Origin of the sequence: Gordonia humi (assembly GCF_014197435.1) — a bacterium.
Lineage (GTDB): Bacteria > Actinomycetota > Actinomycetes > Mycobacteriales > Mycobacteriaceae > Gordonia > Gordonia humi.
Genome location: NZ_JACIFP010000001.1, coordinates 933,943 through 954,337, shown reverse-complemented (window position 1 = coordinate 954,337; position 20,395 = coordinate 933,943). Strand labels below are relative to the sequence as shown.

At 66.9% G+C, this 20,395-nt stretch carries 18 protein-coding genes and 1 tRNA gene; 5 read left to right on the top strand and 14 right to left on the bottom strand.

The window, feature by feature from the left end:
* Positions 1–269 precede the first annotated feature (269 nt).
* The 9 genes from BKA16_RS04295 to BKA16_RS04255 form a co-directional block, all read right to left on the bottom strand.
* On the bottom strand, positions 270–2,267 hold the full coding sequence (locus BKA16_RS04295) for an arabinofuranosyltransferase AftB family protein (RefSeq protein ID WP_281378387.1): 1,998 nt from the start codon (positions 2,265–2,267) through the stop codon (positions 270–272).
* Positions 2,254–3,177, bottom strand: a complete 924-nt coding sequence (locus BKA16_RS04290) for a decaprenyl-phosphate phosphoribosyltransferase (RefSeq protein ID WP_183369508.1) — start codon at positions 3,175–3,177, stop codon at positions 2,254–2,256. The genes BKA16_RS04295 and BKA16_RS04290 overlap by 14 nt, the downstream gene beginning before the upstream one ends.
* Positions 3,178–3,828, bottom strand: coding sequence for a phosphatase PAP2 family protein (locus BKA16_RS04285; RefSeq protein ID WP_183369507.1), 651 nt, complete (start codon positions 3,826–3,828; stop codon positions 3,178–3,180).
* Positions 3,809–5,728, bottom strand: a complete 1,920-nt coding sequence (locus BKA16_RS04280; protein ID WP_183369506.1) for a glycosyltransferase — start codon at positions 5,726–5,728, stop codon at positions 3,809–3,811. The genes BKA16_RS04285 and BKA16_RS04280 overlap by 20 nt, the downstream gene beginning before the upstream one ends.
* The gene (glf, locus tag BKA16_RS04275; protein WP_183369505.1) at positions 5,729–6,928 is read right to left on the bottom strand and encodes a UDP-galactopyranose mutase; all 1,200 of its coding nucleotides are present in this window, start codon (positions 6,926–6,928) and stop codon (positions 5,729–5,731) included.
* A gap of 142 nt (positions 6,929–7,070) precedes the next feature.
* The gene (locus BKA16_RS04270; RefSeq protein ID WP_183369504.1) at positions 7,071–8,693 is read right to left on the bottom strand and encodes a SpoIID/LytB domain-containing protein; all 1,623 of its coding nucleotides are present in this window, start codon (positions 8,691–8,693) and stop codon (positions 7,071–7,073) included.
* A gap of 301 nt (positions 8,694–8,994) precedes the next feature.
* Positions 8,995–9,804, bottom strand: coding sequence for an HAD family hydrolase (locus BKA16_RS04265; RefSeq protein ID WP_183372887.1), 810 nt, complete (start codon positions 9,802–9,804; stop codon positions 8,995–8,997).
* Between the two features lie 26 nt (positions 9,805–9,830).
* Positions 9,831–10,595 carry a lysophospholipid acyltransferase family protein gene (locus tag BKA16_RS04260; protein WP_183369503.1) on the bottom strand — a complete coding sequence of 255 codons (765 nt, stop codon included), beginning with the start codon at positions 10,593–10,595 and terminating at the stop codon, positions 9,831–9,833.
* A 17-nt stretch (positions 10,596–10,612) separates the two neighbouring features.
* Positions 10,613–11,368 (bottom strand): lysophospholipid acyltransferase family protein, encoded by a 756-nt coding sequence (locus tag BKA16_RS04255; RefSeq protein WP_183369502.1) that lies wholly within the window; start codon positions 11,366–11,368, stop codon positions 10,613–10,615.
* Between the two features lie 125 nt (positions 11,369–11,493).
* Here BKA16_RS04255 and BKA16_RS04250 point away from each other — a divergent pair, with 125 nt between their 5' ends.
* Complete coding sequence (locus tag BKA16_RS04250; RefSeq protein ID WP_183369501.1) at positions 11,494–13,071, top strand: Rieske 2Fe-2S domain-containing protein; 1,578 nt, start codon at positions 11,494–11,496, stop codon at positions 13,069–13,071.
* 16 nt (positions 13,072–13,087) lie between these two features.
* Positions 13,088–13,750 carry a TetR/AcrR family transcriptional regulator gene (locus tag BKA16_RS04245; RefSeq protein WP_343067274.1) on the top strand — a complete coding sequence of 221 codons (663 nt, stop codon included), beginning with the start codon at positions 13,088–13,090 and terminating at the stop codon, positions 13,748–13,750.
* Positions 13,751–13,956: 206 nt separating this feature from the next.
* Here the strand turns inward: BKA16_RS04245 and BKA16_RS04240 are convergent, their stop codons facing one another.
* Positions 13,957–14,670: a CPBP family intramembrane glutamic endopeptidase gene (locus tag BKA16_RS04240; RefSeq protein ID WP_183372886.1), complete on the bottom strand. Its 714-nt coding sequence runs from the start codon at positions 14,668–14,670 to the stop codon at positions 13,957–13,959.
* Between the two features lie 82 nt (positions 14,671–14,752).
* The gene (locus tag BKA16_RS04235) at positions 14,753–15,499 is read right to left on the bottom strand and encodes a DUF2470 domain-containing protein (protein WP_183369499.1); all 747 of its coding nucleotides are present in this window, start codon (positions 15,497–15,499) and stop codon (positions 14,753–14,755) included.
* Between the two features lie 152 nt (positions 15,500–15,651).
* Here BKA16_RS04235 and pheA point away from each other — a divergent pair, with 152 nt between their 5' ends.
* Together pheA and BKA16_RS04225 are read left to right on the top strand one after the other, a co-directional pair.
* Entirely contained in the window at positions 15,652–16,575 is a 924-nt protein-coding gene (pheA, locus tag BKA16_RS04230; RefSeq protein WP_183369498.1) for a prephenate dehydratase, read from the top strand.
* A 1-nt stretch (position 16,576) separates the two neighbouring features.
* On the top strand, positions 16,577–17,224 hold the full coding sequence (locus tag BKA16_RS04225) for a histidine phosphatase family protein (protein WP_183369497.1): 648 nt from the start codon (positions 16,577–16,579) through the stop codon (positions 17,222–17,224).
* A 40-nt stretch (positions 17,225–17,264) separates the two neighbouring features.
* Here the strand turns inward: BKA16_RS04225 and BKA16_RS04220 are convergent, their stop codons facing one another.
* Both BKA16_RS04220 and BKA16_RS04215 read right to left on the bottom strand, forming a co-directional pair.
* Entirely contained in the window at positions 17,265–18,110 is an 846-nt protein-coding gene (locus tag BKA16_RS04220; RefSeq protein ID WP_221246746.1) for an alpha/beta hydrolase, read from the bottom strand.
* Positions 18,111–18,288: 178 nt separating this feature from the next.
* Positions 18,289–19,104, bottom strand: a complete 816-nt coding sequence (locus BKA16_RS04215) for an oxygenase MpaB family protein (RefSeq protein WP_183369495.1) — start codon at positions 19,102–19,104, stop codon at positions 18,289–18,291.
* A gap of 209 nt (positions 19,105–19,313) precedes the next feature.
* Between BKA16_RS04215 and BKA16_RS04210 the strand changes: the two genes are divergently transcribed.
* Positions 19,314–20,000 (top strand): TetR/AcrR family transcriptional regulator, encoded by a 687-nt coding sequence (locus tag BKA16_RS04210; protein ID WP_183369494.1) that lies wholly within the window; start codon positions 19,314–19,316, stop codon positions 19,998–20,000.
* A gap of 247 nt (positions 20,001–20,247) precedes the next feature.
* On the opposite strand, the gene BKA16_RS04205 is transcribed toward BKA16_RS04210, so the two are convergent.
* Positions 20,248–20,333: transfer RNA gene (locus tag BKA16_RS04205), tRNA-Ser, on the bottom strand.
* Positions 20,334–20,395: the final 62 nt, after the last annotated feature.

Here is a 20,395-nt window from a genome sequence, read left to right as displayed (position 1 = left end):
CGCTTGCCGGCCGGCGCGACCCCGATTCACACACGCCACATCCAAATGATGTGACGAAGCTTATCGAGACCGGCACCCCGACCCAAACGCTGTGACACGTATCACGCATGTTGATGTCGGTGCGACCGTTCGCTTCATGTTCGCACCCTGCGGTAACAAACCCTGTCACGCATCTATCGATCGATCAGCAACGGACGTTACCGTTCCGAGATCCTCATGGGCAAGCTCTGTCACATCTGTCACTCAGATCGCTCACAGGATCGCATTGGTCACTTCTCATCCAGTTCTGGCGGAAGCTGCAGCCCACAGCGCTGGATCTCGTACTCGGGCTGACGAGCGATCCGATAGCTGTTGAAGTGCAGCGCATCGGACAGATTCGCCTTGAACCGAGCGAAGCTCCACGTCCCCTTGTACGACCGGAATCGCTCCTGGGTGTCCGGGCAGGTGAGGGCCACCTCCGCCAACTTCACCTGTTCGGAGGACATGTAGGCCGGGATTCCCGGCTTCTCGTCGAGACCGCCCGACTCGGCGACGACCCAGGCGCTCGACAAGTCCTTGTCGTGCCCGATGCGACCGTCCTCGAGTCGTGCCGTGTGGGCGGCCAGCGGATACGCCAGACCCATCTGATCGACCACCCGCACGTCCAGCGGCGCGTTCATACTCGTCATGCCCAGGTTGAGGAAGTACACGGTGGTCTGCCGGGGTATGCCGGGCGGCATCTTGTCGGGCAGCTTCGCGACGTACCATTCGTCGAAGTTCTGGGACGGCAGGATGATGCCGCCGGTCTTGTGCACCTCGTCGATCTTCTCGACCATGGCCCGCATGCGGGGGTAGTCGAGGTAGTCCTCGGCCGTGATCGGATTCTCGATGGCCATATTGGTGACGTAGAAGGTGCGCTCGTCGACGATGCCGTTGCGGCCGATGTCGATTCCCGCGTTCTTCATCGTGTTCGAGTGGACCGCGACGCCCCACCACACGGTGCCCGCCCATCCGGCGATCACCGCGACGGCGGCCGCCAGACGCAGCCGCCCGCTGCGGGTGCGCACCGTGTCCGGGAGCACCGCGGGCACCACCATCACCGGCAGCAGGAGGATGAACAACGGGGTCAGCAGGACTCGTCCGTGCATGAAGTCGCCGCCCTGACGCACCCAGTACGCGGACAGGATCAGACCGGCGACCACGATGGTGGCGACCACCGCGCTCGGCGACTGCAGCCAGGTGGTCAGCGTCGTCCACCGTCGGACGAGGCGTTCGCGGGACGACTCGGCGGGACGGTCGTCGAGCACGTCGGGGAGATCCTCGTCGCGCTCGATCTCGGGCGCCTCGGACGCCTCGGCGGCGGGGCGCCGCTCGAAGTACGCGGCGACCGCCAGGATCACACCGATGACGGCCGCCAGGACGAGCGGCAGCAGCAGGACGTACGGGCTGAACAGGTTGCCCAGGTATGCCAGCCCCTGAGACCACTTGGATCCGCTGGCGTCCTTGGCGATCGCCGGGTTGGGCACGAGCACGGCGTAGTAGCCCATGCGGAAGATCTGGTAACCGACCGGCAGCGCACCGGCGACGACGACCATCGCCACACGCGTCTTCCACCCGATCCGGGAGAAGAACAGCACCAGCAGCACCAGGACGCCGACGACGGCGCCCTCGGGTCGGATCAGCGGTGCGAGACCGGCGGTGAAGGACAAGAGGAGGAACGCGGTCCGCGACCAGGTGGTCGGTTCGGTCCCGCGACGATGCGCCCAGGCGACGAACTGGCACCACAGAGCGGCCAGCCAGAAGATGGTCAGACCGTTCTCCAGACCCGACGTCGCGAAGTCGCGGGCGGGCGGGATCGCGATGTAGACGATCGCGCCGAGCGGCAGCAGGAGCCCCACGCCGCGCGCAGTGACCGCGCGGCCGTAGAGCCGCGCGGTGCCGTACATGGCGAGCGGAATCGCCGCCAACGACAGGATCAGCGCCAACCACAGCGCGACGTACTCGGTGTGCTCGGCACGGGTGATCCAGGAGAAGAACCAGATCAGGTAGGTCCACACCGTGGAGGTGTTGGCCTCTACCCGTTCGCCGGCGTTGAAGACCGGGCCGTTGCCCGCGAGCAGGTTGCGGACCGTACGAAGCACGATCAGACCGTCGTCGGCGATCCACCGACGCTGCCAGGCGCCCATGCCGAAGAGCACGGTCACCACGATCGCGCCGATCGAGAAACTCGCGATCGGCGCGATCAGTCGCTTGCGCGTAGCTGTGGCAGCCGCGTCAGAACGGGACATAGACGGCCACGCCCACCAGAATCACCCAGGCGACGGCGAGCGCCTGCAGGATGCGGTCGCCGAGGGCGACCTCCTCCGGCTCGCCCGCCTCGCCGCCGTCCACATCGACGGCGTAGCGCAGGATCGCGATGGTGAACGGCACCATGGAGATCGCGTAGAAGACGTTGTCGTCGTGGTTCGCGTCGAACGCCCACAGCCCGTAGCAGAGGACGACGGCGGTGGCCGACAGCGTCCACACGAAACGCAGGTAGGTGGTCGTGTAGTACTGCAGCGACTTTCGGATCTTGGCGCCGGTCCGTTCGGCGAGCTGCAGTTCGGCGTAGCGCTTGCCCGCCGCCATGAACAGCGAACCGAACGCCATCACCAGGAGGAACCACTGGGACAGTCCTTCGGGCAGTTCCGCGGCCACGCCACCGGCGATCGCTCGCAGCAGGAAGCCCGACGAGACGATGCAGATGTCGATGACGGCCTGGTGCTTGAGACCGAAGCAGTAGCCGAGCTGGATCGCCAGGTAGACCGAGATCGTGACCGCGGTCTGCCAGTTCGCGATGAAGGAGATCCCGACCGCCACCGCCGCGAGTACGACGGCGAGCCCGAACGCCAGGTTCCGCGGGACCACGCCGGCCGCGATCGGCCGGAACCGCTTGGTCGGATGCTGACGGTCGGCTTCGACGTCGAGGGCGTCGTTGATCAGGTAGATCGACGAGGCGACCAGGCAGAAGGCGACGAAGGCGATGCCGACGCGTCCCATCGCGGCGCCGTTGGTCAGCGTGTCCGTGCCTGCCGCCATCGGCGCGGCCAGCACGAGGACGTTCTTGACCCACTGCCGCGGGCGGAGTGCCTTGATCAGTCCGGCCGGAAGACTCTTCGGCGGACCGGTGACGCCGGTGTCGTTCGGCTCCTCGCTCATCTACTGCTCCTTAAGAATTCTCGCATCGGCGGCGACGACCGCTCCGGCCGTGAGCGCCCCGACGATCGCTCCCGCAGCCACATCGGAAGGGTAATGGACACCGAGCACCAACCGTGAAACGAGCATGGGTGATACGAGTAACGCGGGCAGCACGGCGGGCGGCAGTCCGGCGGCGCGGCCGAGGAGGACGGCGGCGGCCGTCGTCGACGTGGCGTGGCTCGACGGGAAGCTCAGCTTGCTCGGCGTGCTGACTCCGACGGCGATGGCCGGGTGGTTCGGGCGCTTGCGGCGCACGATGCGTTTGACGACGACGGACGCGGCGTGGGCGGTGAATGCTCCCGCGCCGGCCTCGATGTATCGGCGGCGGGCCAGGCGGTCGCCGCGGCACTGCGCGGCGAGTGCTCCCGCCCCGGCCAGCGCCAGCCAGCCGAGGGAGTGTTCGCCGAAGTGCGAGAGTCCGCGCGCGGCCGACAGGACGCCGGGACGGTCGGCGATGGCCGACTGGATCGCGACGAGTGCCGCCGCCTCGCCGCTGGGCGCCGGGAGCGGAGCGAGCGGGCCCGATGGACTGGGCGCCGGGAGCGGAGCGAGCGGGCCCGATGGGCTCTCTCGGCTCTCCGTCTCGTCCTTGTCAGTCGATTCCGAAGACACGTGCCCAACTCTCCTTGCTCACCAGGTCGTCGTGCGCGTTCCGGTACTCGACGCGCATCTCGTCGAACCGCTCACGCAGCGTTTTGACGAGTTCGGCCGATTCGCGACCGAGAGCGATCATCTTGTCACGGTCGCGTTTGCGGTACACCACGCCCCGGCCGTCGGCGGTCGTGACGGTCACTCCGTCGACGAGGCCGAGGGAGAACCAGCGCGCCTCGATCGGCGGGTAGTTGGCCTGCGGCACCTCGTGGTGGCGCGGGTCGGCCGGGCGCGCGTTGTTGACGACGGCCTTGGCGAGACGCTTGACCTTGGCGATTGCGCCGACGGGCTGGTTCACTCCGTAGCCGGTGGCCTCCCCGGAGGTGCGCGGCAGGTCCTGCGCGGAGGGCAGGACGACCGCGTCCGGGTACTGCTTGCGGATCGCCGCGACCTTACCCAGCGCGGTCGGCAGGATCTCCCGGATGTGGTCGGGCCCGGCGAGGAAGTCGCGGATCGCCTCGTTCTGGATGGCGACCGTCGAGTACTCCAGGCACAGCAGGTGTTTGGCGGTGGCCTTGGCCATCGACTTGAGGATGCCGTCGATGGATCCGTCGGTGTACATCGACGCGACGACGAGGCGGTTGCGCAGGTGGAAGTACGCCTGCCAGTCGATGGCGTCGTCCTTGTCGCTCCAGGCCATGTGCCAGATCGCGATGCCCGGGACGGTCGCCGTCGGGTAGCCGGCCTTCGATGCGCGCAGCGCGAACTCCCAGTCGTCCCACTTGATGAACAGCGGGAGCGGCAGACCGATGGTCTCGGCCACCTCGCGCGGGTACATGCACATCCACCAGCCGTTGCCCTCGACGTCGATGCGGCGGTGCAGGTGCTGGCTGTTCTGCCGGTCGGTGAGCGGGTACTTGGCGAAGTTGTGGTCGTATTCGACGTGCGGTGCCGCGGTCCACATGAACCGATGGCGGTCGATGACCTCGCCCATGCAGTGCAGGTGACTGCGTTCCTGCAGGTTGAGCATCTGGCCGCCGACGAGCATGGGGCTCTTGGCGAAGCGGGACATGGCCAGCGCGCGCAGGATCGAGTCGGGCTCGATCATGATGTCGTCGTCCATGTACAGGATGTACGGGCTGTCGGTGAGGCGCAGCGCCTCGTACAGGATGCGCGAGTAGCCGCCGGAGCCGCCGAGGTTGCCCTGGTCGAAGATGTGCAGGCGGTCGCCGAGCGCGTCGGCGGCCTCGGTGTAGCCGTGCTCGTCGACCACTTTGCGGGTGCCCTGGTCGGGCATGAGGACCGCGTCGATCACCCCGTCGACCAGCGGGTCGGACGTGAGGGCGGCGAGGGCGGCGACGGCGTCGGTTGGCCGGTTGAAGGTGGGGATGCCGACGGTGACGTTGTTCGAGCCGTGCTCGGGTTCGACGGTCGCGTACCAGCCCGCCGACAGGATCTCGGTCGCGGTGTCGGTGGTGACGTCGAACCAGATCCAGCCGCCGTCCTCGAAGGGACCGAGGTCGGTCTCGAATTCGATGACTCCGGTGCCGTCTTCGTCGAGTTCCACGAGGTCGCCGCCGATGCCGATGCGGGAGCCGTCGATCTTGGAGCGGTAGAGGTCCACGCGTGCGGTTCCGCGGAGTTCGACGCGCAGCACCACCGAGTCCAGGACGCTCCAGCGACGCCAGTACGACGCGGGGAACGCGTTGAAGTAGGTGGCGAAGCTCGCCTCCGAGTCGGCGCCCAGGTTCACGCTCGTTCGGTTCGGCGCGTGGGCGCGGCCGCTGTTGGTCGCCGCCTCCTCCAGGTACAGCGAGCGCACGTCGAGCGGTTCACCCGGTCGCGGGAAGATGATCCGCTGCAGCAGGCTGACCGCCTTGGTCTGGGTGTTCTCTGCTCCGGTGGTGTCCGGGTTGCTCATTTACTCCGCTCCCGACGCCAGCGGTGCACCATCGCGGAGGTGCGGCGCCAGCGTGTTGTCGAACATGGTCAGGGCACTGGCGATCGCCATGTGCATGTCGAGGTACTGGTAGGTGCCCAGTCGCCCGCCGAACAGCACGTTGTGCTCGGCGGTCTCGGTCTTGGCGAGCTCGCGGTACGACGCGAGCATCTCGCGGTCGTCCGGGGTGTTGATCGGGTAGTACGGCTCGTCGTCGTCGTTCGCGAACCGGCTGAACTCGCGCATGATGACGGTCTTGTCGGTCGGGTAGTTCTTGCGCTCCGGGTGGAAGTGACGGAACTCGTGGATACGCGTGAACGGGACGTCTTCGTCGTTGTAGTTCATGACGGGTGTGCCCTGGAAGTCGCCGGTGGGCAGGACCTGTGTCTCGAAGTCGAGGGTGCGCCAGCCCAGGCGTCCGGCCGAGTAGTCGAAGTAGCGGTCCAGCGGGCCGGTGTATACGACGGGTGCGTCGGGGTTGGCCGCGCGCAGGTCGTCGCGCACGTCGAACCAGTCGGTCGACAGGCGCACGGTGATCTTCTCGTCGGCCGCCATGTTCTCCAGCCACGCGGTGTAGCCGTCGACCGGCAGACCCTCGTGGGTGTCGCTGAAGTAGCGGTTGTCGAAGGTGTAGCGGACCGGGAGGCGGGTGATGTTGCCGGCGGGCAGGTTCTTCGGGTCGGTCTGCCACTGTTTGGCCGTGTAGGCCTTGAAGAACGCCTCGTAGAGAGGACGCCCGACGAGGCTGATGGCCTTCTCTTCGAAGTTCGCGGCATCGGCCGAGTCGATCTCGGCGGCCTGCTCGGCGATGAGCGCGCGCGCCTCGTCCGGTGTGTGGGACTTTCCGAAGAACTGGTTGACCAGTCCGAGTCCGAGCGGCAGGGGGTACGCCTGACCCTTGTACAGACCGAAGACGCGGTGCTGGTAGCCGGTGAAGTCGGTGAACTGGCTGACGTACTCCCACACGCGCTCGTTGGAGGTGTGGAAGAGGTGGGCACCGTACTTGTGGATCTCGATGCCGGTCTCGGGGTCGGCTTCGGAGTAGGCGTTGCCACCGATGTGATCGCGGCGGTCCAGGACGAGCACCCGGGCTCCGAGCTGGGTCGCTGCTCGCTCTGCCACGGTCAGGCCGTAGAAACCGGAGCCGACGACGATCAGATCGAATTCACTGTTGTTCGTCACAACAGGTCAGCGTAACGGACAGAACCTGAGTATTCGCCGAGCACGTGGCCGGTCGGGGCAGGATCACAGTGGTTCGTACGACACAGGTGCCGTCGATCGCATCGGGCCGAGAACATGCATGTTCCGGTGTGGAGCGTGGCCGCTACTTCAGTCCATCGGCGACCGGGAAGCCGAGCTTCTCCAGGCCGCCCTTCTCGAGGTAGTCGGTGAGCGCTTGGCCGAGGAGCGCGTGGGCTCCGGTCAGCGGACTGAAGTACAGGACGCCGTTCTCGAGCACCTGGACCAGGCCCTGCATGCCCTTGCCGTCGGTGACCATCTCCGGTGCGGCGACGGTGCCCGTCGAACCCTGGTTGTTGTCGCTGTGCTCACGGTTCACCGGGTGCTGTCGCAGCGCCACGGCCTTCCCGTCCAACGCCTTCATCCCCTCTTCGATCAGCTTCTCGACGATCGGCTGGACCTGTCCGACGACGCCGTCGAGATCGGGCATGCCGACCACGTCGAGACCGGGGATCACCTGACCGAGGATGTCTCCGAGCGGACCGAGGTCGAGCAGTCCGCCGCCCGGGGACTCGGGGCCCACCGGCGGCTTGACGATCTTGGGCATCGACTTCTGCCCCTGCACCGCGAACCAGTCGGATTTGAGCTGCAGCTTGACGCGGGCCTCGTCGCCGGTGGCCTCGACGGTGCGGTCGCTGCCGACCACCCGGACCTTCACGGCGCGGCCGCTGCCGTCGCCGAGCCCGTTGGCCTCGCTGACCTCGAAGCTCTTGAGCGCGCCGACGCCGAACGCCGAGGCGATGCTCGACGCGCTGACGGTCGCCTTCCAGTCGTGGGTCGGCGAGATCGCGTCGCCGGCGTCGACGACGGCCGGGAAGATCCCACCCGCGGTGTATCCGCCGGTGGACGCCGAGAACTCGGTGAGTGCGGGCTTGCCGTTCAACAGTCGGATCTGTCCGGCGGTGGCGTCGGCCGCGCGGCTGGTGCGCGGATCCTCACCGCTCGCACCGTGGTACATCTGGGACGACTGCGTGTTGTCCATCTTGCGGCCCTGTTCGAGGCCGGCCAGCACGTATGAGCGCGCGGCGACGGCCTGCGCCTTGAGCGCCTCGAAGCCGCCCGTGTCGCCCCAGGACGGCATGGACTCCTTGGGGATGACGCCCTTGACGTAGTCGTCGACGTGCAGTTTGTTGATCACACCCGAGGAGTCGAGGCCGATGGAGCCGCGATAGGCGTCGCCGCCCGAGCAGAAGGTCAGCAGTTCGTTCGCGGGTCGGTTCGGCGCCGGGTCGATCGGGTCGACCATGGTCGCGGGCACGGTCTTGACGACCGCTCCACCGCAGCCCTGGGTGATGGTGGCGTTACCCCCGGACAGGCTCACGGCCTGGCCGGGGGCCACCGTCTGGCCACCTACGCGCATCCCCGATGCCGCATGAACACTCACCGACGACTTCTCACTGAGTGAGACAGTGACGTCGGGCTTGCTCACCTTCCCCGCGGTGGTGTTGCCGTAGTAGTGACGCAGGATCTGATCCGCCGACCAGCCCTTCTTGGCGTAGCCGTACGCACCCCACTGCCCCAGTCCGCGGCCGTGTCCGTGTCCATGTCCGGTCAGGGTGACCGACTCACCGGCGGTCAGGTCGACGCCGTGGCGGCCCAGGTCGGTGCCGCCGACGACGATGCCGCCTGCGACCAGCGCAGGCGCCAACCCCAGTGCGGCGAAGGTGAGAGTTCTCTTCTTGGCGCGGCTCGGTCGGACGTTCGGCACTGCAAAACCCCTTCGGGCGGGACCTCAGACACGATCACTGTGGCCCGTGTGACTAGTGGGACTTCTGTGACAGTAGTGAACAACCGGCGGTCACGCCAAGCCCACACGGTCACAACAGCGTCACGTCTATAGAACGGGAGTTCGACCAGATGGGGAATACGCCGTCGGCGGGACAGTAGGCTGCGGTGCGGCGGCGCAAGGCCGCCCCTCGGAGTCGCGACACAACCCCGATCAGCACGCCTCGACTGCTGATGGAGTTCGCGTCGCGTAGGTGAGCGGCGCCACAGCCCGCAGGCCGTGTCTAGAACCAGCGCTCGAGCACCTGCGCGACACCGTCGTCGACGTTGGATCCGGTGATCTCGTCGGCCGCCGCGCGAGCCGCGGGGTCGCCGTGGCCCATGGCGACTCCGTGGGCGGCCCAGCGGAGCATCTCGACGTCGTTGGGCATGTCGCCGAAGGCGACGGCGGCGGCACCCGCGACATCGGTGTGCGCCAGCAGCCACTGCAGGCCGGACGCCTTGTGGACGCCGGGCACCGACAGTTCGATGAGACCGGTGTCGATGGAGAAGGTGATCTCGGCGAGATCGCCGATGTGGGGGGCGATCCGATCGGCCATCTCCCGCGAACTCATCCCCGGCCTCCGCGCCAGGAGCTTGACGGCGGGCAGCTCGGCCAGGCTGCCGTCGCTCACCTGGACATGGTCCGGGTTCAGCCAGGCGTGCTCGTAGCCCGCGGTCGCCACGAACGTCGGCGTCGCCGCGTCGTGCGCGACGGTTCCCGCGCGTTCGGCCGCGAGACCGCATCCGGGCACGATCTCGGCGCACACCGCCTGCAGCTTCTCCAGCGTCTCGGTCGACAGCTCGGCGGCATGCAGCACCGCGTCGGCGCGGACGTCGTACACGATGGCTCCGTTCGCACAGACGGCGAAGCGTACGGCGGCGTCGGTCTCGGCCAGCTGATCGGCGATCTCCGGAATCCAGCGGGGCGGGCGCCCCGTGGACAGCACCAGCTCCACACCCGAACGCGCGGCGCGTTCGAGGACGCCGACCGTCCGCGGGGTGATCACGTTCGCCTCGTCGATGATCGTGCCGTCCACATCGGAGGCGATCATCGACGGCGGGCCGAACACCTCGCCGGTCACTCTCCCTTCCTCTTCGACGCTCGACGCGCGGCCTTCTCCCGAGCCTCGGCTTCTTCGATAACCAGAGCCTCCTCCGGAGTCGGGGCGCCGCCGCCGAGCCGGGCGGGAAGCCAGTCGGCACCAGCCGGGGCGTCCGGGTAGCCCTCCTGGACGCGGCCGAGCTGGGTGATCATCGCCTCGCGCAGACGATTCGTCGCCTCGGCGACGTCGTCGGAGGCGTTGAACTCCAGCGGATCGCCGTAGGCGACGTGCACGGGGATGCGAGCGTAGCCGATCCGGCGCGCGACTCCCTTGCTGAGTTGTCGTTGGGCGCCCCAGACGGTCACCGGGATCACCGGGACCCCGGCCTCGACCGCCATGCGGACCGCACCGGTCTTGAACTCCTTGAGTTCGAAACTCCGACTGATCGTCGACTCGGGGTAGACGGCGACGAGTTCGCCGCCGCGCAGCGCGTCGACCGCCGCCGCATACGCCTCCGATCCCGCGGAGCGGTCGACCGGCACGCAATGCGTCTGGGTCACGAGGAAGCGCATGATGCTCACCTCCATGACCTCGGACTTGATCATGAACCGAGCGCGTCGTCCGCGCTCCTTCAGACCGAGACCCACGGGGAGGAAGTCGAGGTAGCCGGTGTGGTTGACGGCGAGCACACCGCCGCCACGCACCGGGATGTTGTCCAGCCCGTCGAAGTGCACACGGGTGCCCTGAACCGTACGGATCCCGACCGCAAGCGCCTCGAGGGTTCGATACACGGGCTCCATGCCGGTGGACCTCCTCGTCAGTCGTCGTCTTCCGTGCGCTTGCGCGCCTTCTTCTCCGCATCAGCGGCGTCCATCGCGTTCGCCTCCTCCAGCGTGGGCGCCCCGCCGCCGCGCGCGGCGGGCACCCAGAACTCGCCGGGAGGGTACGGACCGTAGGCGTCCTGGAGTTCGGTGAGCTTGGCCCGCATCGAATCGTGCAGCCGCGCGGTCAACTCCTCGACGGTGCCCTCCGGCGCGATCGGCTCGGCGACGCCGACCATGATCTTCGCGCCGGTCCGTCCGAGGTTCCGCGGGTGTCCTTTGGTCCAGATCCGCTGAGCTCCCCACACGATGGTCGGGATCAACGGCGCACCGGACTCGAGCGCCATGCGAGCCGCACCCGATTTGAAGCCCTTCAGCTCGAAGCTGCGGCTGATCGTCGCCTCCGGGTACACGCCGACGAGCTCGCCGCGCTTGAGGTAGTCGACGGCCGTCTGGTAGCTCGCGGCGCCGTTCGCACGGTCGACGGGAATGTGCTTGAGGGAGCGCATGATCGGGCCGCCGATGGGATTGTCGAACACCTCCTTCTTCGCCATGAACCGGACGTAGCGGCGCCCCTGCAGGAACGCCGGGATGCCGGAGAAGGTGAAGTCGAGGTACCCGGTGTGATTGAGCGCGACGACGCCTGCACCGTCGGCCGGTACGTGCTCGACACCCGAGATGTCGAACTTGAGTCCCTGAGCGAGCCAGAGCATGCGAGCGGAGGACACGACGGACGCGTACACGGGTTCCATAGGGGTGATCGTAGTCGGGACCTACGACCTGTGAGCGGTCAGTCACGGCCCGGCGACGGACGAACGGGTGCCCGGCGACGATAAGCTGGCCCGTACAGCAGTCCCCTTCGAAAGGCTCCAGCCCCGTGCAGATCACGAGCATCGGCCACGCCGGCTTCCACATCCAGACAGCCGCGGGCTCCATCGTCTGCGACCCGTGGGTCAACCCCGCGTACTTCGCGTCGTGGATCCCGTTCCCGGACAACACCGAGCTGGACTGGAAGGCCATCGGCGACTGCGACTACCTGTACGTGTCGCATCTGCACCGCGATCATTTCGACGAGCGGAACCTGGTCGAGAACATCAACAAGGACGCGACGGTCCTGTTGCCCGACTACCCGGTGCCCGATCTCAAGCGCGAGCTGGAACGTCTGGGCTTCACGAAGTTCGTCGAGACGGAGGACTCGACCAGACATCGAGTGTCCGGGCCGAAGGGCGATCTGGACATCATGATCATCGCCCTGCGCGCCCCCGCCGACGGCCCGATCGGCGACTCCGGCCTGATCGTCGACGACGGCGAGACCGTCTGCTTCAACATGAACGACGCCCGGCCCGTCGATCTGAACGTCGTCGCCCAGGAGTTCGGCCGGGTCGACGTGCACCTGCTGCAGTACTCGGGAGCCATCTGGTATCCGATGGTCTACGACATCCCGCGCAAGTCGAAGGCCAACTTCGCGATGCAGAAGCGTCAGCGCGGCATGGACCGCGCTCGCTCGTACATCGAGCAGGTCGGCGCGACATGGGTGGTCCCGTCGGCCGGTCCGCCGATGTTCCTCGACGACGACCTCTACACGCTGAACGACTTCAACACCGGCAGCGACGCGGACAAGGCCAGCATCTTCCCCGACCAGGCGGAGTTCCTGGAGCAGATGCGCGAGCACGGCACCGACGACGGCGTCCGCCATCGCGGTCTGATGATGGTGTCCGGGTCGGTCGCCGAGTTCAAGCGCGACGAACTGCTGGAGCTGAGCCACCCGTACCCGCCCGAGCAGATCTTCGGCGAGGGCAAGAAGGCATACCTCGACTCCATGAAGGAGAAGTTCGCGCCGATCATCGCCGCGGAGAAGGCGTCGTGGGCCCCGGCCGACGGCGAACCGCTCCTCCCCGCACTCAAGGCGCTGTTCGAGCCGATCATGGCGCAGTCGGACCTGATCTGCGACGGGATCGGTTACCCGGTGGGCCTCGTGGTGGGTGACGAGACCTTCGTCCTCGACTTCCCGAAGCGCGTCGTTCGCATGAAGCAGGACGGCGACGGCAAGTACCGCTACGGTTTCCGCATCGCTCCGGAGCTGGTCCGCACGGTGCTGCGCGACGACGAGCCGGACTGGGTCAACACCGTCTTCCTGTCGACACGGTTCACCACCTGGCGCATCGGCGGTTACAACGAGTACCTGTACACGTTCTTCAAGTGTCTGACGGACGAGCGGATCGCCTACGCGGACGGCTGGTTCAACGAGGCGCACGACGACGAGGCCACGGTCGAGCTCGACGGCTGGCGGATGCAGCGTCGATGCCCTCATCTGAAGGCCGACCTGACCGCGTTCGGCGTCGTCGACGGTGACAAGTTGACGTGCAACCTGCACGGCTGGCAGTGGGATCTCAACACCGGGCGCTGCCTGACGTCCAAGGGGCACGAACTGCGGTGCGAGCGAGTGGAGTCCTGATCCGAGTGACGCGGTGGTGACCTCCTCCGACGGGGTCCGCTCGTACGGCGGGCGGCCCGTCGCCGACCGGCGTGCCGAACGGCGCGAACGATTCCGCGCGGCCGGACTCGAACTGTTCGGCACACTCGGATTCGCGCAGGTGACGATCTCCGCGCTGTGCGCCGAAGCCGGGCTGTCACGACGCCAGTTCTACGAGGAGTACTCGGGCAGCGAGGAGTTGCTGACCGAGATCTACGATCGCATCCAGGCGACGGCGCGTGAGAGGGTGACGGCGGCGGCCCTGACGACCGCTCACGCCGACCTGCACGATGTGGCAAGGGCGGCGATGAACGCCTATCTCGATGCGGTCGCCACCGATCCTCGCTACGTCCGGTGCCTGTTCGTCGAGGCAGGCGGCGTCTCGGAGAAGATGGAGGCCCATCGCGTCGCGGGTCGCGACGACTGGGCGCGATACGTGACGGCGGCCATCGCCACGCTCCCGACCACGACGTGCACCCCGTCGGAGTACCGCGCGACGGCATTCGTCGGTGCGTTGGTGTCGGTCGTGCACCGATGGGCTACGGCGGACGAGCGACCGGACCGGGCGTACATCGTCGATCTGTTGAGCGATCTGCTGCTGGAACTGGCACGCTCGCACAGCGACGGGGAACCGAAGCCCTATGGTTCCGAACATACCTAGGCGATACCGGTAACCGCATGATACGTTTACAGCGAAGTGAGACTCGTGAGTCTCACATGCTGGCGTCGGCAGGGCGTCACACAGACTCGATCCGGGTGGAATCGGGGCTCTTGGGAGGGAGCTACTCGGATCGTCACGAAAGCGCGGTACGAGAAGCGGGTACATCCCGCTCAGTCTCGTACCGCGCTTTTCTTCTTCAGCCACGACTACAGTCCGAGCCAGCTGAGATGATCGCTCAGCAGCGCGTACCCCGCGAACGCCACGATGTCGATGAGCGCATGGGCGATGACCAACGACCACAGTCGGTTCGTCTTCTGATACCAGCGACCGAACACCAGGCCCATCACCACGTTGCCGAGACCGCCGCCGACCCCTTGATACAGGTGGTACGAGCCGCGTAGGAGCGACGACGCCAGCAGCGACGCGCCGTCGCGCGCGCCCAACTGCTTCAGCCGGACCATCAGGTAGCCGACGACGACGATCTCCTCGGCCACCGCATTGCCGATCGCCACGATGCACAACAGGACGATCCGCCACCACGGAGTGTCGTCGGGAGCGGGCTGCAGTTGCGCGTTGAATCCGAGCGCCGACGCCGCGGCGACCAGCGCCAGCCCGGGCAGGCCGATGAGCGCGGCGAGGCCGACACCGGGCGGCAGATCGCGGGCCGCGGGCCGACCGAGTCCGATACCCGACGGCCGGAATCCGCTGCGCCAGAGCAGATAGACGCCGAGGCCGCCGATAGCGAAGAGCTTGATGATTCGCATGGCCTCGCGCAGGACGTCGATCGTGACGTTCGCCGACGACGTCGGATTCAGCGCGACAGTCGACTCGGACATCCCGGCGCCGAGCTGCATCTCGATGAGCGAGAGGACGGCGTACAGGCCGGAGAATCCGAAGGTGAAGATCCCGACGAGGACCATCTCAACGATGATCGCCCGCCGCTCTCGCGGATCCTCGACTCGGCTCACCTGCACCGGTTCAGGTTACGGTGCGCGGCGCGATTCAGACGTGGTGGTCGAGCTCCGGGTGCAGCGCCAACGCGTGCAGCGCGGACGAGAGTTCGGACAGTCTGCTCACCGGCCGACTGAACGGAAGCCGGACGTCCTCGTCGGAGCTCTCGGTCTCCACGCGGAAGGAGATGCCGAACCGGTCGATGCGGAGCGGGCGGACTCGGCCGTTCCGCAGCCCGGCCGGAATACGCTGCGATAGCTGGTGGATGAGGTCGGCGTGGTCGGACTCCAGGTGCGCCAACCAGTCGTTCTCGTACTCCCAGAACATGTCGGGCTCGGCGCTGGCGAGGTCGTCGACCGACACTGCGCCCGCGCCGACCGGCGACGCGATCACCGCGGTCTGCACGGCCATGCGGATCAGCGAGTAGCCGTGCCCGACGTCGAGCAGTCGTTCGTCGGGATGATCGCCCGCGATCTCGACGGCGAGCTCGCGCTGGAGGTCGTCGGGGACCTCGTGCAGTGTCCCGGTCAACCAGATCAGCGATCGGACGCGCTCGCGGAGCGGCAACGGCGCGTAGTCGAGGACCTCCAGCACCGCCGACGGTTCGTCCTCCGATTCCGCGGACTCCCCTGCCGGACCTCCGTCGGCCACGAGAAGGAAGGCGTCACCCTCGAAGAGGTGGATCATCGCCACCGCGTCGCACGAGTCCGATGCATCGATCGACAGTGTCCCGCCTTCGGCGCGACGGCACGCCGTCTGGATCATCTCAGCGTCACACGGCGCAACGATCGTGGTCATGGATCCTCCAGGCATCTTGTCGTTCCAGTTCGAACCTGCAATGTAGGCAAGCCTAACTTACGTATGCCTAACCTAGTTCGCGGAACCGCCGGAGTCAACGCTTTTCGCCACGGCGAGCGCAACCTCGACGGCTCTCGACTAGGCTGGAGGGCGTGCCAGTCTTCGCTTACTTCGGTCCCGCAGGCACTTTCACGGAGATGGCGCTCGACGCGGTCCTCGCGAATCGTCCCGACGCCGCCGACGTAGTGAAAGCCCCGCTCGCCAGTCCGCTCGCGGTGATCGCCGCCGTACGCACCGGCGAGGCCGACTTCGGATGCGTCCCCATCGAGAGTTCTCTCGAGGGCGCGGTGCCCGCCACGATGGACGCACTCGTCCCCCGCGACGGGCTCCCCCGCGTCCAGGCGTACGCCGAGACCGCCCTGGACATCGCTTTCACGATCGCCGCGCGGACGCCGATCCCGCACGACGAGGTGACCACGATCGCCGGGTATCCGGTCGCGACGGCCCAGGTCCGACACAGCGTCGGCGAGCACTTTCCGAACGCCGAGTTCGTGATCGCGAACTCGAACGCCGCCGCGGCCGCAGATGTGGCGGACGGCGCCGCCGATGCCGCAGTGACCACGGGGGCCGCCGCGCGCCTGCACGGCTTGATACCGCTCGTCGACGGCGTCGCCGACTCCGACGACGCGGTGACCCGTTTCCTCCTGCTCGGCAAGCCCGGACCGCCGACGCCCGCGACGGGCGCGGACCGGACCGGAGTGATCCTCGATCTGCCGAACAGACCGGGTTCACTCGTCTCCGCGATGAACGAGTTCGCCACGCGCGGAGTCGATCTCACGCGTATCGAGTCGCGTCCCCGCGGCGCGGGCGCGCCCGGCCAGTACCGCTTCTATCTCGACGCGTGCGGCCATATCGACGACGCCGCGGTCGGCGAGGCACTGCGCGCACTGCACCGCTCGGCCGAGCGCGTGGTGTTCCTCGGCTCGTGGCCGATCGACCGAGGCGTCGCCGCGCCGCCGCCCGACCACCGCGAATCGCACGAATGGTTCGCCCGACTTCTCCGAGGAGACGACTGACATGGCCCGACTCCACCTGGTCCGACACGGCGAGACGACATCGAATGTGATGCGGATCCTCGACACCGCCCTGCCCGGAGCGTCCCTGACCGATTTCGGCGCCCGCCAGGGTGTGCGCTTCGGCCACGATCACCCGGACGGTCGCCCCGCCGTGCTCGTCCACTCTGCGGCCAACCGCGCCCGACAGACCGCCGACATGATCGCCTCGGTCTGGGAGACCGACACCCGCGAAGTGGACGGTGTTCACGAGGTGCAAGTCGGCGACCTGGAAGGCTTGAGCGACAAGGAGTCGCACGAGAGGTTCCATGACGTCGTCACCCTGTGGCATCACGGCGAACTCGACGCCCGGCTGCCCGGCGGCGAGTCGTTGGAGATGCTGCACCAGCGGTATCTGCCCGTCGTCGAGGAACTGACGACGAAGTATGTGACCGGCGAGGGCCGCGACGTCTACCTGGTGTCCCACGGCGCCGCGATCCGACTGATCGCCGCGCACCTGTCCGGCATCGACTCCGAGTTCGCACTCAAGAATTACCTGCCCAACACCGGCTCGGTGGTCCTCGAACCCGCCGACGGCTCGTGGACCGTGCAGAGCTGGGGCGTGGCCGACCTACCCGCGGGAGATGGGAGCGGTGCCGACCCGATGGGGTGAGAGGTCAGTGCGACGATTCGCACCGACCTTCTGGTCTTCCTCAGGCGCCTGGTGGGGGAGGCGTACTTCGCGCGGCGCTTGGCTTCGTCGGGACCTCGCGCTGGTTCAGCGCGGAGAGAAAGGCGTCGACTGCGTCGAGTGCGGCCACCGCCTCCCGTGTGAACGGGGCGAGCATCTGAAAGACGTGGGGCTGCCGCTCCCACATCTGCAGTTCCGCCGTCACGCCGTTCCCGTCGAGTTGTTCGACCAGAGCGTGATTGGCCGGACCGATCGGCTCCTCCGCGCCACACTGCAGAAGAACAGGCACTGTGGGCAACGCGGCTTCCAGCGGTGTGATCGCCGAACGCGGCTCGGCGAGGTCTGCGGCTCGTCGTGCGAATCTCAGCGAGAAGAACGAGTCCCTCGGCGCCCCGGCCGGGTGCTGGTAGTCCGGATCGAGCCAGGCAGACATCCCGACGGCCGCGACGGGCAGACGGCGCCCATCGGAATGCAGACGGCTCAGCACCGTCAGCATCAGGTTTCCGCCTGCGGAGTCGCCGGACAGCACCAGCGGAGAATCGCGGTACGTCGCCGCAACCCACTCGTAGGCCGTCATGCAGTCTCTGATCGACGAACCGATCGAATGGCCGGGCATGAGCCGGTAGTCGAACAGCACGACGCGCGCCCGACAGGCTCTGGACATCTGCGCGGCGAGAAACCGATGGGTCCGGGTCGAACCGAACACGAATCCGCCTCCGTGGATGTGCAGGATCGTGCGCTCCGGCGAACCGACGTCGGGGTGGATCACTAGATCGACCCGCATGCCGTTCACCCGTTCGGAACGGACCGCTGACGATCGGACGAGCGGAAGAACGGGAGCCGCAAGCAACCCGTCGACCACTCGCATCGTGAAGATCCTTATCGGGAGGAGGTCCGCGAGGACGCGAGCCAGGCGGAACACCCCGTTCACCAGTCCGAGTCGGAGTCGACTGCCAGACCGGGAATGCACTACGACCGCCACGGTTGCCCCCTCTGATCGTCCCCATCCGACCACCGGGAGGTCGCGGCGCCTGTCTCTCGAGTGATCATGACAGGACCGTCGACCGGCCGCACAACCGCCGGTTGAACGCACGCACGGTCCATCCAGCTGACCTTCCCTCGATCTGCATCGACGCCTCGTTGAACGCGGGAACGTAGCGAATCGAGCGTGGCGCGAACCTGTTGTGCAATCGAAGAAAGTTGCGAAGAGCCTCTCCGCCCCATCGCCGCCTCGCGGATCGATCGGACACTCCGACGAGCGAACCGAGATCAGGGGCCAGTAGCTCAGTGACGAACCGGTAGTACGCGGGGCGCACCACGCGCGGTATGAGCGTCGCCAGGAAGTCGAGGATGCCCGTTCCGGCAGGCGTCATCGACAGTCTGCCGCTTGCGGTGTACTCGTCGACCGCCGCGGCGAGCTCAGCCAGCGTCGCGGGCATCACCTCGTTCGGCAGGCCGAAGCACGCCCCGAATCTGCGGCTTTCCTCGACATACCGATCCCACTCGGACTCGGGCAGACTTCCCACTGTCGACTCGTAGATGAGGTGCCTGGTCCAGAAGTACACCAGATGCACCCACAGAAGGCCGTCTAGAGTGTTGGCCGAGTACTCCGAGCCCGCCGCGTACGCACCGGCGGAATCACTGGCCACACCTTCGATCCGACTGTGCCTCGAGTAGAGCGAACGGCTGACTCGCCGCACCTGATCGACGTCACCGAAGATCACCCGACTCAGAAGCAGGTACGTCTGCGAGAAGCGCTCCTTCGGCCGGTCGAACACTCTGGAGTGCTCGGCCACTCCCCACGCGACGGCTGGATGCGCAACGTCGAGGTGACCTCCGATGGAGGTTGCCAGAACATTCACCGAGGTGAACCGGTTTACTTGCCACACAACGGATGTCGGACCGAATAGCCCCCACACCGCGGTGACGGCCGAGTCCAGCCCGTCGTCCAGTCTGGACTCGAACTGGCGCCGATTCACCGATCGTTCGTCGAACTCTGTACCCACTCCGGACCTCCACGGAACACCGCCTCAGTGTTGAGACTATTAGCGATGTAATCATCTCAACCGCTATGATCGCAACACTGCATCCGCGCCCCGAGAGCGAGACCGTGACCAGACCTGGAGAACCACTCGAGGTGTTGCTGAACCGTGCAGTCCGCGCCGCTCCGACGGTCGAGGTTCCGGTCGGCGACGCCGCGGTGTTCGATGCCGCCATGCGCGTCATCACCGAGCACGGTGTACGCGCCGTCACGATGGACCACGTCGCAGCGGAGTCCGGCGTCAGTCGAGCCACCCTCTTTCGTCGATTCGAAAGCAAAGACCATCTCCTCCAGGGCGCGCTGACATACGAGGTCACCCGATTCCTCGACGAGATGGGGCGAGCGCTGAACGACCTTCCGACCGTTTCCGAACGCGTGACCGAAGCGCTCATGACATGCCTGCGGATGTCATCGCATCCCCTGTTCTCCGACGGAAGCGACGAGTCGAACCGCACCGGACTGCTCCGCGCGATCACCATCGGCGATCCGTCCCCGCTCGAACTCGGACATGCCTTCGTCGCCGGTCGAATCGCTGCCGCCCAGGCCTCTGGCGAGCTGCCGCCCGGAGACTCCGATCTCCAAGCCGATGTGCTGATTCGCGTCGTGCTCGGCTACACCCTCGTCCCGCAGAGCACGATCGACATCACCGACGACGAGACACTGAGAGCGATCGCGGTCTCCGCGCTGGTACCCATTCTGTATCCGCGCAGCCAATAGTGCGTGAGACGACCGACTGCCGGCCTCACGACGGCGGACGGTCGGGCGCCGCAACGGATACTCAATCACGCTTAGGCAGCGATTGCTCTCGATGTCTACAGCGACCTGTTCGACGACGATCTCGATGCCATCGCCATCACACTTGATCGAACCCGCTCAGCGGCGGGGGTGCTCAGAAGTAGAACACGCGGCGACGAGATCGAACAGAAATGATCCTGACCTGCATCAACAACGACAAGACACTGAGCGGAAGCGGAGGGATTTGAACCCCCGGTGCTGTTTAGGCACGCTCGCTTTCAAGGCGAGTGCATTCGGCCGCTCTGCCACGCTTCCTTCGGAAGGGCGTTACCGCGTCTTCCGCTAGAAAGGCTAGCGCACCGGATGGACTCGTGTGC